Origin of the sequence: Chitinibacter fontanus (assembly GCF_013423785.1) — a bacterium.
Lineage (GTDB): Bacteria > Pseudomonadota > Gammaproteobacteria > Burkholderiales > Chitinibacteraceae > Chitinibacter > Chitinibacter fontanus.
Genome location: NZ_CP058952.1, coordinates 3058524 through 3073677, shown reverse-complemented (window position 1 = coordinate 3073677; position 15154 = coordinate 3058524). Strand labels below are relative to the sequence as shown.

Sequence of the window (15154 nt, the reverse complement as noted above, 5' to 3'; positions counted from 1 at the left end):
TTCCTAAGAGTAATTGGATTATTTGATCAGGGAAAATAAATCGTTCAGCGATTCACTCATCGTCGGATGCGTGAAAATTTGGTCACGGAGCACCGTGTAAGGTAGGCCCGCATCCATCACCGTTTTTACAATATTGATCATTTCATGCGACTCGACACAAAGCAGCGTAACTCCGAGAATTTGCTGGGTTTTGCTATCAACAATGGCTTTTAATACCCCGCGCGTGTCATTCATTACTCTGGCACGTGGAATAGCAGCAGCCATCATCTTCACTACCTGAATATCAGCGCCAGTAGCCCGCGCTTGTGTCTCTTTCATACCGATGTGAGAAAGAGTCGGCGTCATGAATACGGAGTACGGTACGTGCTGACGGTCCTCGGTGTTTCGTACGCCTTTACCTAGCAGTGTGTCGCGTACAATCCGGAAGTCATCCAGTGATATATAGGTAAACTGTGGTCCACCGTTTACGTCTCCCATCGCCCAGATATTGTCTGCTGAAGTACGTAGGTATTTGTCCACAATGATGGCACCGCGCTCGTTAACGTTGACCCCTGCCTTTTGTAGCTGCAGCGTTTCAGTGGCTGGTTTACGTCCTGAAGCCACGAGCAAAGCATCTACAGTTCGCAAGCCAGTTCCAGTGTGCAACTGTACCGCCTCTTCGACAGATGACACCGCAGCAACTTGTGCGTTTAAAATGATCTCAATGCCTTCATCATTGAGGATGGTGGCGATTGCTTCAGCAATGTCCCTGTCTTCGCGTGGCAGGAATTCACCAGCGGCTTCAAAAATAGTCACTTTGCTGCCAAAGCGCGCAAACATTGCTGCGAATTCAACTCCAATATAGCCACCACCAAGAATCCCTAGTCTGGCGGGCAATTCGGTCAAATTCAGTAACCCTGTGCTGTCAAATACACCTGGAGTAGTTTTCAGACCTGAAATCTCAGGGAATACCGATTGTGCACCAGTATTGATAAAAATCTTTTCGCCATTGAGTTCCAACTCTCCGTCATCTTTTATTACTCGCACGGTATGCGCATCAATAAACTCCGCTCTGCCATCGATCACGTCTACATGCTCGAGATCAGCAAGATTGTGGAAGTTTTTATCCCGCAAAAAACTCACGACCGCTGACTTACGCTGCATTGCATTGGCGAAAGCCAGTTTCTCATGAGCATCATGAACCAACGTTTTGGTTGGTATACAACCGATATTGATGCAAGTGCCGCCATACATCGTGTTGGATTGCTCAATGATTGCGACGCGCCAACCGACTTTTGCAAGCGTTGCTGCGAGCGTTTTCCCCGCCTTACCAAAACCAATAATGATTGCCTGATAGTTATTCATTTTCTTTCTCCGACTGCTATTGTTCGATCCAGTTGATAAACATATGCATGGCGCGTGTTAAATATTTCTCAAATGCCAGTAAGGTCGCCGTTGATTGCATGTTATTTGGTGTTCACATTACGACTGAACATCTATTCTCGGTGCTCCATTTATTGAAAGTGATTGCAGTATTGGGCAGTGCGGGTCTTCGCTGGCTGGGCATTTCTCAACCAATGCGGCTAACGTGAGTTTCATTTTTCGCATGGATTCAATTTTGCGATCCAGTTCCTTGATGTGCAGCTCTGCCAACAATTTGACATCAATACTGGCGCGATCTTCCTGTTTCCATAGCTGCAGTAATTGCCCAATTTGCTCCAATGAAAATCCCAGAGCACGCGCTTGATGGATAAATTGCAACTGCCGCAGATCCAATTCATTAAAGATTCGATACCCAGCAGCACTTCGTCCTTTGGGTTTGATCAGCCCCAAGCTTTCGTAATGACGAATCATTTTGCTGCTTAGCCCACTCAGCTGGGCTGCTTGCCCGATGTTCATTGCAATTCCCTCTCAGAAAGGGGGCTAAGCCCCCATATGGCTAACCTCAGGTTTTTGGCTTCCAGTGTCTTAATAGCAGAGCATTGGATACTACGCTCACACTTGAGAATGCCATTGCCCCACCTGCAATCATCGGATTGAGCAGTCCAAATGCAGCCAGTGGAATACCAATTGCATTAAAGATAAAGGCCCAGAACAGATTTTGCCGAATTTTCCGATAAGTCAGCCGTGAGACTTCGATGGTCTGACTGACCAATTGCGGGTCTCCTCGCATGAGCGTGACGCCAGCCACATGCATCGCTACATCAGCACCGGTGCCCATTGCAATCCCGACATCTGCCGCCGCCAATGCGGGGGCGTCATTCACGCCATCACCAACCATCGCCACCACATTACCTTGCGAGCGAATTGCTGAGATATGAGCCGCTTTTTCGTGTGGCAAGACCTCTGCGATGACGTCATCAAGGTTCAATTGTTCTGCAACTCGCTGTGCCGCAGCGCGATTGTCTCCTGATAGCATGACCGTTTTTACCCCTAGTGCTCGCAGTTGCGAAATCGCATCTTTGGCAGTGGCTTTGATCCCATCACTAAAGGCCAGCATCCCGACCAAGGCAGAGTCTTGTTCACGCGCCAACCATGACACGGTATAACCTTGGCTAAGTGTTCGATCATGAGGTATTTGCATAATGCTCAGATCAATCCCTTGCTCTTGCATCAGGCGCTGATTGCCCAATAAGTAGCGAATACCCGCAATCTCACCTGCGATACCGCGCCCAGGCAATGCTTGTAGATTTTCAGCTTGGAATGGCTGAGCAGCACTGGCTTTGGCAAGTACAGCTTTAGCTAATGGGTGCTCACTACCACGTTGCAATGCGGCGGCTAATTCCAGCATTTCAGACTGCTCACCATCTTGAGCAATCAATTCCGCAAGGTGAGGTTTACCCTCGGTCAAAGTGCCCGTTTTATCAAAAACCACTACCTGCACTTTATGGGCCAGCTCTAACGCTTCGGCGTCTTTAATCAAAATCCCAAATTTAGCTGCCACTCCCGTACCCGCCATAATTGCAGTCGGTGTTGCCAAACCCAGTGCACATGGACATGCAATCACCAGCACTGCCACTGCATACAAAATGCCGCTTTCAAGACTACCCGTCCAATACCACCAGCCCAGCAAAGTCACTAGTGCAATCACTAAAACGACTGGGACAAAAACCGCGCTCACTTGATCGACCAGACGCTGAATTGCTGCTTTACCCGCTTGTGCATCTTCTACCATGCGAATAATACGAGATAGCGTACTTTCACCACTTAACGCGCTGGTTTCGACTAGGAGCACGCCATCATGGTTAATCGCACCACCGGTTACTTTGCTACCAACTTCTTTGGTGACCAGTACACTTTCACCTGTGAGCATCGATTCGTCGTGTTGGCTTTCACCTTCATGCACCACGCCATCAACTGGCACTTGTTCACCCGGGAGGATTACAACCAGATCACCCAGCTGTACATGTTCAAGCGCTACTTCAATATCCCGTCCGTTTTTACGCACTCGGGCAACAGAAGGGCGTAATGCTTGCAACGCCTTAATCGCCGCCGTAGTTTCTTGTTTGGCACGCGCTTCCAGCCATTTGCCAAGTAACACCAGTGTGACGATGACCGCTCCCGCTTCAAAATACAAAGCACCTTGACTAGCATCGAATAACCAATGGTACAAAGATAAACCGTACGCTGCACTGGTCCCCAATGAAACCAGTAAATCCATGTTCCCGCGTAGATTGCGTACCGCGTGCCATGCAGAGCGATAAAAGCGAGCGCCTAGCCAGAACTGCACAGGGGTTGCGAGCAGGAATTGCAACCATGCCGGTAACATCCAATGCACACCAAAAGGTTCAGCCAACATCGGCAAGACCAGTGGCACAGATAGCAAAGCCCCTACAGCAATCGGCCAAAAAGGAGAAGATTTCGCATGTGCCGCTATCTTCTTTGTTTCTTCCGTTATTAAACTGGCTTCATACCCAGCAGCAGCGACGGCATCTAGCAACACAATTGGATTTATGCCTGATTGAAGTGCCACTTGGGCAGTTTCAGTCGCCAGATTGACTGAGGCTGTAACTACACCTTCAGTGGTCAACAAAGCGCGCTCTATACGACCCACGCAACTAGCACAGGTCATTCCATTGATACTCAGCTTGATCGATTGCTCAGCTTCGACGCTCGGTGCATCGGCCAATGAGGCGGAATAACCAGCTTTCGCCACTGCCTCAAGTACCCGCGTCTCATCAAGCCCCGCTTTTATGTGAACCTGCGCCGTTTCCATCGCCAGATTAACCGCTGCGCTGGTCACGCCTGGGGTTGCCAGTAACGCTTCTTCTATATGAGCCACACAACTTGCACAGCTCATCCCCGCAATGTCGAGCCTTAATTCCCGATCTGCGTTTAACGCTAAAGTCGAGCTTGCCATGATGTGACCCCTTGCTTGTTGTCGATAAATGCAGTTTCAGCCTTCCTATCATGGGAAGGTCAAGCATGTATATTTAGGTACTTTTCACAAAGCCTTATCGATAACTAACCGCTAGAACAAAGAAAAGCCCTGTGCATGCACAGGGCTGGGAAGGAATGGGAAATCACAAGATCATACGACCGTAGTGGGATAGCCAATCTGATTGAGCTTCATTCGAATCTCATCGAGTGCAGCATCGCTTTTCACTTGAATGATGCCCGCTAGACGATCGATGGCAATTTCGGCAGATCCATCCAGCGCTTTGAGTGCATTGTTAATCTTAGCGACACAGCTGCCACAACCGATTTGAGTGACTTTAAGGGAATACATAATTTGCTCTCCATTCAGAATCGATCTACGTTGACCGTGAATGAACAATAAAGGTTGCCACCGTAGCAAGGTCAAGTGGCCGTGAGAGCTGTGTTGTGACGCACATATCGACTACTTACACAGAGGCTTGCACGGTCCGCTAAGGCCGAACAGCACTGGCATGAAGCAAAAATGATGAAGGCCGCAACCAGATGGTTAGCGGCCCTTCGTTTTTCAGGCATCGCCATCGACACATCGGCCAAAGCAGCCTCTCGCTGCAATCTTACAATTAAGCTTCACCGCACCAATTGCCTACACGCTGTGAAATTAGTCACAGGAGTTCTTTGGGTGAAATAAGTCATTTTCACGTAATATATTCGGTCTTTCGTTGTCCGAATCTGCTCGTGATGAACCTCAGTGATCTACTCTCCTCATTCGCCGCAGCCTTCAATCAAGACCAACGCCTAATCACCCTTCAACTCGGTGACGGTAGCGCTTGGGGCGAGCAGCTGTTGCCGCAGTCGGTGACGGGCCGCGAGGGCGTGAATCAGCCTTATCGCTACAGCCTTGAATGCCTGTCGCCCGATGGTGCGATTGAACTCAAATCACTGCTCGGTTTACCCGTGGTGATAGGTGTTACGGATTCTGAGGGTGGCGTCGTCGAGCGTTGCGGTGTCGTGTCGCAAGCCCAGCTGTTGGGCTCGGATGGCGGGTTCGCCAAGTATGGTTTGCAAGTCGAGCCGCCGTTTGCGCTCTTACGCCATCGCCGTACTTCTCGCGTGTTTCAGGATATTTCGGTTCCCGACATCATCAAACAGGTGATTGGTGAACATCAGGCGGCGAACTCAGTGTTTGCGGCAGTCCAGACGCTGGACTTCAAGCTGTCCGGCACGCATCCACAGCGATCGTACTGCCTGCAATACCGCGAATCAGATTACGATTTCCTTGTCCGATTGATGCATGAGGAAGGTTTGGCGTGGCGCTTTGAACACCAGCCAGCTGATTCACCACAAGTGCAGTTGGTAGTGTTTGACGACGCGTTCGCACTTCCCGAAGCCAGCGATTCTTTGGTGCGCTTTCATCGCGCCGATGCGACCGAAGAATCTGATGCACTGCTCGAATGGACTTCACAACGCCAAGTCGGCAGTAACAACGTTGCACTCACCACCTTTGATTACAAAGCCAGCAACACCAGCCACAGCGGTGACGAGAGCGCAGTGGATCAAGGCGACGGTGGGCAGCAGTTACAAGCCTCGTTCGAAGATTACGACCCGCAAAGCCTGTACTACGCCAGTGATGCTGAGCAATTGAGTCATTACGCCCAACTGCGCCAACAAGCGCACGATAGCCAAAAGAAATCATTCAGCGGCAGCGGTACGCTACGCAGTTTGCAAGCAGGCCAATGGTTTAGATTGGAAGACCACCCCGCGCACGAGTGGGATAGTGCTGAGCAACGTGAGTTTGCGATTACCGAGCTGACATTTACTGCCCATAACAACCTACCACATGATTTAACGCAGCAACTGCGCCAGATTGCACCGAGCCTGTTAGCGAGCAATACCGCCACCAACAGTACGACAGATACACCCGCACCGTATCGCGTTGAATTCAAATCCCAACGCCGTGGTCAGCCGATTACCCCTGAGTTCAATCTGAATGGTACGGGTAGTGAGCAACTCGCCAAACCCAAATCGCGTGGGGTGCAAACTGCCACGGTGGTGGGGCCTGCGGGTGAAGAAATCCACACCGATGAAATGGGCCGCATCAAGGTTCAATTTCACTGGCAACGGCCCAACGAACATGCCGACTTTGGTGCCAATCTCGACGATAAATCTTCGTGTTGGATCCGCGTCGCCTATCCGAGCGCAGGTGCGAGCTGGGGTCATCAATTCATCCCACGTATCGGGCAAGAAGTGCTGGTGGACTTCATCGAAGGCGACATCGATAGACCCATCGTGACGGGCGTTGTCTACAACGGCAGTCACCCGACGCCGACGTTTAGCGGCGCAGGCGCATTACCTGCTAATAAAACGCTATCAGGCATCAAGAGTAAAGAATACAAAGGCGGCCAATACGGCGAATTACTCTTCGACGACAGCACCGGCCAAGTCCGCACCAAACTCTCCAGCGAACACGCCAAAACGCAACTCAACCTCGGCTACCTGATTCACCCGCGCAGCAATGGTAAAGGTGAAGCCCGCGGCGAAGGATTTGAACTCAGAACCGACGCCCACGGCGCGATTCGTGCTGGACATGGCCTGCTGCTCACCACCGAAGCCAAAGGCGGCGCAGCCGGCAAACAGCTCGATCGCAACCCTGCCACTAGCCAGCTCGAATCAGCGTTAGAACTCGCCAAAAGCCTCGGCGAAGTCGCGACCAAACAACTGGCCGACACCATCGAAACCGGCGAAAGCGACCAGACGATCAAGCCCGACAATTCCAACGGCGAGAAGCACAAAACCGGCCACTTGCACCATCACGTCCACGCCGCGAAAAGCTGGGAAGCGGGCAGCAATACCGACGCAGACGGCAAAAGCAAATCCGAAGACCAAGCTGGCCAGCAACCGCTGCTGATGATCCACGGCCAAGACGGCCTAGCGCTCACCACGCCAAACAGTCTGACCCAAACCGCCGGCAGCAACATCGACCAAGTCGCACAACGCGACAGCAACCAGACGACAGGACGGCGCTGGATTCACAACGTAGGGCAGCACATCAGCCTGTTTGTTGCAGGTGTAAAAGACAGTATCGCTCTGAAACTCATCGCCGCCAAAGGCAAGGTGCAGTTACAAGCGCAGAGTGGTGACATCGAGATCGTCGGTGATAAAGATCTGAAAGTGACGGCCTGCAAAGAAACCATCACCGTCGTCGCTAAAGACGAAATTCTTGTCACTGCGGGCGGCGGCTATATCCGGCTGAAAGGCGGCGATATCGAAATCCACTGCCCTGGCACTGTCAGTGTGAAAGGCGCAAACCATAAAGTGAGCGGACCAGATCAAATGACGGCTCAACATCCTGCATTTCCCAATAGCATGCCTAAGCAACGTCTGACTCTCAATTTGCAGCAAGCGCCTAATGCCCAAGGATTTGGCTGGGCAGGAATGCCTTATCGTTTATTTGCCGATGGTGCTCAAATTAAAGAGGGTGTGCTGGATGAGAGTGGTCATCTCCCTATTGAACATGAAATTGTCACCCAACATTACAAGCTAGAGCTTGCTAATGGGGTGAACTACCAAATACCTGTGCCAACGGAATATCGTAATTCCGAGCAAGGTGTTTTAGCTAATCAAGGTTTTCAAAAGCATGCATCAGCAACTGATTCCGAAGTGCGATCTCTTAACGCACATTCAGATTTGCGTAAAATCTATCAAGATCTGCTTGATGGCAAGCTGGGGTCAGGAGATGCGACATGAAAAATGACTATGTCGTACCACTGTGCCCAAAAGATACCAATACAGCGACCACAACTTCGCCGTGGTTTGTCCAAAAGACAGAATATCATCCGGTACCTACTGGATATCAGCCACTGATTAACGGTGAAGCTGCATTTGGTTCTGTGCATTATGCAATTGCTAAAGCAACGCGTTCAGTGGATATCATTTGTTGGGGCTTTCAGCCTTCGATGTATTTTGTGCGCAAAGGGGCTGATAACATCAAATATCCGGATATTAAAGAGCCCGTCCCTGCCCAAATTGGTAAATTGCTTGAATACAAAGCTCAGCAAGGCGTTCAAATCCGAGTTCTCGGCTGGACAATGGGACCAGATGACGTCAACTTTGCGCAATGGGGGCCAGAGAACAACACGCCTGGGCAAGATATTTTTAGTAAACCCAAAACCGCAACTAAAACCCAGCATGAATTTGATCGTCAGTGGTATTACGAACGACGTTTAAATAAACCTGCCAACTTGCAATTTGTTGGCCGTGGCTTTGGGCCACTCGATCGCTTAGAGATTCTTTGGCGTAGCCGCTATCGCAGTGCAGATAAAAGCATTTCTAAAACGACCCAAGGCGTTTTAGCCGCAACAGTGACACATCATCAGAAATCAGTTTTGGTTGACTATGAGCTACCTGATCAAGCGATTGGCTTTGTCATGGGACACAATATGCTTGATGAATATTGGGATAAAAACGACCATAGTCGCATCCAGCATGCGGATTCAAAACATGGTCGAAATGGTGCAGGTCCTAGGCAAGACATTTCAAGCAGCGTTACCGGGCCAATTCTTGAACATTTGCATCATAATTTTGCGACAGCTTGGAAAGCGGCTGTGGGTGAAGATTTACTCTCTCAGCGAAATGCGAAAGCGGTTGCGGCAAAGCTCTACCCTCGAACTGGGGGATGTGCTTTGATGGCGCAGTTATTACGCACTCAATCTCAAGCAAATAAGCGTGATATTGAAACGTTGTATCTCCAAGCCGCAAATAATGCGACCAGCATGATTTACATCGAGAACCAATATTTCCGTTGGCCACCTTTAGCTGAAAAAATCAAAGCAGCCATTGGTGCCCAAACCAATTGGGGGCGTAATCCTCCTAAAAATGGTTATCTGCATCTATTCGTGGTTACCAACTCCAGCGACGAAGGCATGAGCGATGGGACTGTGAATACTTATCGCATGATGGATAGCCTTGGTCGTGCTGATACCATTCCTGGTGTTGCGAGAAAATCTGAATTGGATTGGCGTGAAGAACAATATGAGATCGCGAGCAAAGAAGCTAAACAAGCACAGAAGCAAGTAAATGCGAGTGCTCCGCAGGTCGAAGGGGGGATTCAATTTGGTTCGATCACCCCTGAACACCAGAAAAATCTCGAACAACTGAGTGCAGCCCAACAGAAAGAGCAAGAAGCAAAAGCGGCATTGTCGGCCAGTGAGAACAAATACCGGCAGGCAAAAAAATCAGGGCAAGATGCCACAATCATGCCCGAAGAAGTTCCAGGCTTGAAAGTGCATATCTGCACGCTAGTCTCTCCAGACTCAATTGCTACTGCTGATACCACACGCAAACAGCATGTTTACGCGATGGGAAGTTCGCAAGATGTGGATGTGCCTGTAGAAGGTCAACAATGGACGCCTGTTTATATTCACAGCAAGCTAATGATTGTGAATGATGTCTTTACGACGCATGGATCGGCCAATATCAATACCCGCAGCATGGAGGTCGATAGTGAGCTCAATATCGCGCATGAATGGAAAAGTGTCAGCCAAAAGCTACGCCGCGATTTGTGGAATCTACATACCAAAGAGATGGGGGCGCAAGATGATCCGGCGGTCGCTTATTTAGAATGGAGAAAAATTATTAACAGGAATAAACGACGGCAGGCTCAAAAACTTCAGCCAGAAGCCTCGTTGATTGAGTTTTATCGTGGTAGCCCAGCCCTCACTAATAAGGACTAGCCATGTTTATACGCTGTAGCGTCATCGTACTATGCCTATTGCTTGGCGCATGTAATTTAGATAAGGATAAAGCAGTGCCCAAACTCGAAGACGTCAAATTTAAGCTGGCCTTCACCTGTGCTTATGAAAAAGATCATGTGCCTGCATTGCCGCCCGAAGCGGATGTGCTGTTTAAATATGCCCGCTATCTGGAAAGAGAAAATTTGCTAAAACGCGATGTACAGGTAAACGCGGAAATTGCGCGACTGTATCGTATTGCCGCAGCCAATGGGCATTGGAAAGCCAATGTAAATTTACAATTGGGCCTGACTGCAGATCGCTTTGAGGGCTTGATGTCGGAAGTGTTGGATCTCAATGATGCCTTGGTAAAACAGAATATCCCGGCTGGGTATTACCATATGGGGCATTTTCTAGAAAAAGGCACAGGCTACGACCAAGATCATGAATTAGCTTTACGCTACTTCAGAAAATCTGCCGATATGGGCAGCCCCGAAGGACAATATTTTGTAGCTGAGAAGTTAGCTCCAATCAATATTGCTCCAAATGTAGCCAAACAAATGTGGCGTTGTGCCGCCGAGCAAGGGCATGCCGAAGCGGCTGAGAGTTTAGCAACAGACCTGCACGTTGAGAAAAATTATGCAGACGCATCTGTTGCATATCAATTGGCCGTAAAGGCGGGTAGCTCAATGGCAGCATCGGTTTTGCAGGGGAGTTTTTCAGCCCCAAAAACAGAGGATTCTTTAGATTATTTGGGGCAAGAAAAAGATGATGAACGGGTTCAGCGCTATAAGATAATTGGTAAATTCCTATCAGATTATTACTACCTCAAGCCAACGATGGATGATATCGATGAAATCGTGCCTTTGCCGCCTGCTCCATTGCCAAAATGGGATGGAAAAATAAAGTGGTTAACGGAATATGAAGCTAATATCGCCCCGACCAAACCCGATGAAGTACTGATCACAAAACTGGCTCAATTCAAGGGACTAGATCCGAAAACAGGGCTGACGTTGGTGCAGAAGTAAGGCTTTTACGGTTGCGGCTAACAACAAATGAATTCGGGCATGAAGTGGAGCTTTGTCTTAATTGGGTTTTATTGTGCAGCGGCTTACTGAATAGACCACTGCAGATTGCTAAATTGAGCTAACAAGAAATAGCTTTGATTGGCCGCTTTGGCCGAAGTGCGGAAACTGCACAATTGGAACCTGCTGTCCGCTTTCGTTTGCTTTCGAGTCAAACCGCCCTGCCCTAATTCACCAGCTTGAAAGGGTGCTGTCTGGTTCGATTTTTATGTGAGAGATTTCTCAACCATGATCAATGGCTGATCAGACTGCCTGTTCCAGACCGTGTTAACGGATTAGGCTAAAGCGCCTTGAGATGAGACTTTTTGATTTACAACTTAATATAATCAAATCCAACAGGGTCGACCAATTTAGCCAAAGGTACATCAAGTGCCTCTGCCAGCATTGCCATACTGTCGATTGAGATATTCCTTGCCCCGCGCTCCACTTCAGAGACATAGGTTCGGCTCATGCTCGCCTCTAAGGCCAAAGATTCCTGTGTCAGGTTTCTAAGCCGACGTGCAAGTCGCACATTCTTAGCAAATACCAGCCTAGCTTGGGATGGTTTCGTTGTATTTTCCATGTAATCAAGATTGCCGAGTTGCCGACAACTTTTCTACGCGCTATCGTTGCATATATATCAACTATCGTTGTCTTTAAGTTCCAATTAAGAAGCAATAAGTTACCAATCAAGCACAATTAGTTTGTCCAAAGGAAACCCATCATGAAACCTTCAGCTTTGTTAGGCGTTGTTCTGCTCTGCTTGAGCGCTACGGTATTGGCTAAACCCAAAACGGGCGCGGAATGGGACCGATGCGTGCAAAACGTACCAGAACAGGTTTTTAGAGATAGTGGTCGTTTTGGTGTCGATGAGTGGGTCGCCAAGCATTGCGGCGCAACCAAACCACTGGAAGGCGGCAAAATGGCTAAAGCCGATTGCGATCGATTGTTTGAAATTCAACAAGAATGCAAACGTTTCGAAGCTGATAATTTGTGGTCACTTTCCAATGCCAGCAGAGGAAATGCGAACAGTCTACTGGCTGGCCAAAAGCTGGAGCAGTTTGATCAATTATGCCAAGCGGTTGGTCATGGCAAAGCAATGCCAAGTATGCCGTCATTTAGCGCTCGGTTTTGCACAAAATGAACCGCGATAATAATCAAATGGGCCATGATTTAAATGGACTCACTGAAGAGGGTTTTTTGCAGTTTTGTAAGTCCAGATCATTCGACCTAGACAGCTACAATTTCGGCAAAAAAGTGGTTTCATTTCATTCTTTCACGGGCATGGTGCTGTCACCTGAGCGCCGTGAGCGAGAAAAAATCTCGTCGCATTATGGGCAACATCCCGGATTAGACTCACATCGGCTTTATGTCACCTCTAAGACCGAAGTTGATAGCCATTTTTGGCTATTCGATCCGCTTGCAGGTGAGCTTGAGATTGATCTTCCCAAGTTAGATGTACCTTTGCGCGAGGGACAGTTAATCACCGTCGTGTATGGATCCGCTTACGTCAGCAAATATTGGCGCAAACCTGAATTGGATTCTATTGCTGTCGGTTTGGTCAACCATAGCACGCAGGGTCTCTATCAGCTGGCCTTACCTAATCAAATCCGTGATGCGCTGAAATTACGTGACCATTTGAACGTACCTACCCTTGGTACTTTTATATTAGTGCTTGGTGCCTGGCTAGGAAGTCTGGCTTTAAACGATCAAGCCTTGGTGATGATATTTGGCGGCATTGCACTGCTCTATGCCTTGATGGCGCGCCTATATTTGCTCTTCAACATGCCGGCGTTACCTGCATTGGGATTTACCTTTGACTGGCCCATGTTTTATCTGGAGCACAAGTCTGGTTTAGAAGGCTTACTCAACCGCCATCTTACATGGCTAGCTGATCCCACATTGGTGAAAAAACCACCCAAAGTAGTTTCCGATTCTGATTAACCACTTTTCATTCTTGAATCTAATTTCACAGGCCAGCGATGTCTCATCTCAAACGTACCAGCTATATGTCCCTTGTTCTTTCCCTAGTTTTAACTGCCTGCGGCGGCGGGGGGGGTGGAAGTAATAGTTCAACAAGTACAGGAGCAAGTACGCCCAGCCCAAGTAATACACCTGCTCCAGTTGCTTCAGCGTCACCGACGGCGGATCCATCTCAAACCGTCACTACTGCAACACTAGCGGCACAGGCATATTTAAACGCAGCACGAAATGAGTGTGGTTTCGGAAGTATCAATACTTCAAACGCGCTGAGTTTGGCGGCAAATGATGCAAACAACTATTACGTGAATCGTGTAGCAGAAAATGATTTGAGCTACGTCCATGACCAAACATTGGGAAAAACCGGATATACGGGCAATACACCGATTCAACGGGCTACTTACCGCAATTATCCAAATGCCAATAGCTCGAGTGGCTTGACGGGATCACCTCGAGTTACAGAGACCTTAACCACTGGAGCCTTACCACTGGGCTATGCCTATCAGAGCTTGAATACGGCTGGAGAAGCAATGGCGCAATCGTTGCTCAACACCGTCTATCATTTGGGCGCCAATATGTTGCCGTTGCGAGATGTAGGCACATCACTCATCAAATCAACCTCACCAGACGGCATTGAACGGTATCGCCTCACCTTTTTACAAGGTGACCTAACTTTAGTTGACACGGGTAAAACAGGGCAGGACCGAGCGCGTACTTATCCATGTCAAGGATCTCGTGTGCCTAATCAGTTCTCGCCGAGTCAAGAGTCTCCGAACCCAGCGCCAGATGTTGGATCTCGCGTAACGGGTACGCCGATCTTGATTCAAGTACCACAAGGGATCACACCTGTGATCTTGTCTGCATCGGTTAAAAACACGCGCACTAATCAATTAGTGCCTGTGCGACCAATCCAAAATGGCTGCACAAATCCTATTCCAGGAGACTTAACTGGTTGCAACAGAGGCGAATCTAGTTTTGACGCGGCACAAGCATTTTTACTCCCGATGGATCCACTAGAGGCCAATACCACGCATCAGGTGGTGATTACTCTCAACAACCTGCCGCAGATCACATTCAGCTTTACCCCTACCTCGGCGATAAATCCTGTGATCGTTAAAAAATAGTTCGACTCAGTTTTGCTTGGAAATTTCAACGGAGAGGTGGTTAACGCTGCCTCTCAAGCATCTCACTACACTGATGCATTCAATAACTCGAATGAAATGCTATCTAGGGAACCTGTCATAGCACCATAGCTAACTAGGGTTTGTTCTAGGGAAAGCCTGCGCATCACTAACCGAGCTGCGAGGCTGTTGTTCTGGCATGGGGTCATCCCGCAAAAATGCTTCCATTAAATTTTTACATATTAAGCCATTCAACTCGGGAAACAGGTTAGGAATCAGATTTTCAATATTCCCAATTTGATCATCGCCATATTTATTCACGACATTCTCTACAGCCCGATCAAGATACTTACCATATGCACCCCATCTAGCAAAATTAACATCGCTTGGTCGATTGAATATCAAATCCAATGCCTTAAGTACAATTAATTTTCTTGAATCATGTATTTTGACATTCACAGAACTGAGCACAGCATCCCACCAAGCATACCGTGATTTTTCACCCATCAAAGTCGGATCGAAATTTAAAACATCATTCATATTAACTTTATTCAGGCTTCTTACTTTTGACAATGCCTTATATAAATCAACAACCATAAATCTACCGTATTTTATCCCTGGTTTCCAACGAAAAAATTTTACTGGCATTTCGGTAAGATCGACATAACTCACACCAGCACCGCTTACGAAATAATGATCTTTATTCTTAAAATAAACATGTGACTTTGTTTTCACATTTGCTGCCCGATTTTGGATCAGCCTTCGCTGAAGGTCCATAATCTGCCATGTAAGATCAAATGAAATAGGACGCGGATTTTCGCCTTCATATAGTTTAACTATAAAATCCAGATCATTATTTAACAAATCTTTAAGACCTGGAACATCAAAATCCGCAGGAGTAGGAGCA

The 15154-nt window shown here is 48.3% G+C and carries 12 protein-coding genes; 6 read left to right on the top strand and 6 right to left on the bottom strand.

Going from position 1 to position 15154, the window contains the following annotated elements:
• Window positions 1–18 precede the first annotated feature (18 nt).
• The 4 genes from rclA to HZU75_RS14655 all read right to left on the bottom strand — a co-directional run bounded on the left by rclA (window position 19) and on the right by HZU75_RS14655 (window position 4708).
• On the bottom strand, window positions 19–1344 hold the full coding sequence (gene rclA, locus HZU75_RS14670) for a reactive chlorine resistance oxidoreductase RclA (RefSeq protein ID WP_180306747.1): 1326 nt from the start codon (window positions 1342–1344) through the stop codon (window positions 19–21).
• A gap of 117 nt (window positions 1345–1461) precedes the next feature.
• Window positions 1462–1878: a MerR family DNA-binding protein gene (locus tag HZU75_RS14665; RefSeq protein WP_180306746.1), complete on the bottom strand. Its 417-nt coding sequence runs from the start codon at window positions 1876–1878 to the stop codon at window positions 1462–1464.
• A gap of 46 nt (window positions 1879–1924) precedes the next feature.
• Complete coding sequence (locus HZU75_RS14660) at window positions 1925–4339, bottom strand: heavy metal translocating P-type ATPase (RefSeq protein ID WP_180306745.1); 2415 nt, start codon at window positions 4337–4339, stop codon at window positions 1925–1927.
• Window positions 4340–4510: 171 nt separating this feature from the next.
• The gene (locus HZU75_RS14655) at window positions 4511–4708 is read right to left on the bottom strand and encodes a heavy-metal-associated domain-containing protein (protein ID WP_180306744.1); all 198 of its coding nucleotides are present in this window, start codon (window positions 4706–4708) and stop codon (window positions 4511–4513) included.
• A gap of 386 nt (window positions 4709–5094) precedes the next feature.
• On the opposite strand from HZU75_RS14655, the gene HZU75_RS14650 reads away from it, so the two are divergent.
• From HZU75_RS14650 to HZU75_RS14640, 3 genes are all read left to right on the top strand, one after another.
• Entirely contained in the window at window positions 5095–8100 is a 3006-nt protein-coding gene (locus HZU75_RS14650) for a type VI secretion system Vgr family protein (protein ID WP_180308856.1), read from the top strand.
• Window positions 8097–10085 carry a phospholipase D-like domain-containing protein gene (locus tag HZU75_RS14645; RefSeq protein WP_180306743.1) on the top strand — a complete coding sequence of 663 codons (1989 nt, stop codon included), beginning with the start codon at window positions 8097–8099 and terminating at the stop codon, window positions 10083–10085. The genes HZU75_RS14650 and HZU75_RS14645 overlap by 4 nt, the downstream gene beginning before the upstream one ends.
• A gap of 74 nt (window positions 10086–10159) precedes the next feature.
• Window positions 10160–11110, top strand: coding sequence for an SEL1-like repeat protein (locus HZU75_RS14640; protein WP_228028089.1), 951 nt, complete (start codon window positions 10160–10162; stop codon window positions 11108–11110).
• 367 nt (window positions 11111–11477) lie between these two features.
• Here HZU75_RS14640 and HZU75_RS14635 read toward each other — a convergent pair whose 3' ends face one another.
• A complete protein-coding gene (locus HZU75_RS14635) occupies window positions 11478–11729 on the bottom strand; it encodes a helix-turn-helix domain-containing protein (protein WP_180306742.1) in 252 nt (83 codons plus the stop codon).
• 141 nt (window positions 11730–11870) lie between these two features.
• Between HZU75_RS14635 and HZU75_RS14630 the strand changes: the two genes are divergently transcribed.
• Genes HZU75_RS14630 through HZU75_RS14620 form a run of 3 tightly spaced genes read left to right on the top strand, consistent with a single transcriptional unit; the run spans window position 11871 to window position 14250 of the window.
• The gene (locus HZU75_RS14630; RefSeq protein ID WP_180306741.1) at window positions 11871–12290 is read left to right on the top strand and encodes a hypothetical protein; all 420 of its coding nucleotides are present in this window, start codon (window positions 11871–11873) and stop codon (window positions 12288–12290) included.
• Window positions 12287–13090 (top strand): hypothetical protein, encoded by an 804-nt coding sequence (locus HZU75_RS14625; RefSeq protein WP_180306740.1) that lies wholly within the window; start codon window positions 12287–12289, stop codon window positions 13088–13090. Before HZU75_RS14630 ends, HZU75_RS14625 begins: the two co-directional genes overlap by 4 nt.
• A 38-nt stretch (window positions 13091–13128) precedes the next feature.
• A complete protein-coding gene (locus tag HZU75_RS14620) occupies window positions 13129–14250 on the top strand; it encodes a hypothetical protein (RefSeq protein WP_180306739.1) in 1122 nt (373 codons plus the stop codon).
• 129 nt (window positions 14251–14379) lie between these two features.
• Here the strand turns inward: HZU75_RS14620 and HZU75_RS14615 are convergent, their stop codons facing one another.
• Window positions 14380–15111, bottom strand: a complete 732-nt coding sequence (locus HZU75_RS14615; RefSeq protein ID WP_180306738.1) for a hypothetical protein — start codon at window positions 15109–15111, stop codon at window positions 14380–14382.
• Between the last annotated feature and the right edge of the window lie 43 nt (window positions 15112–15154).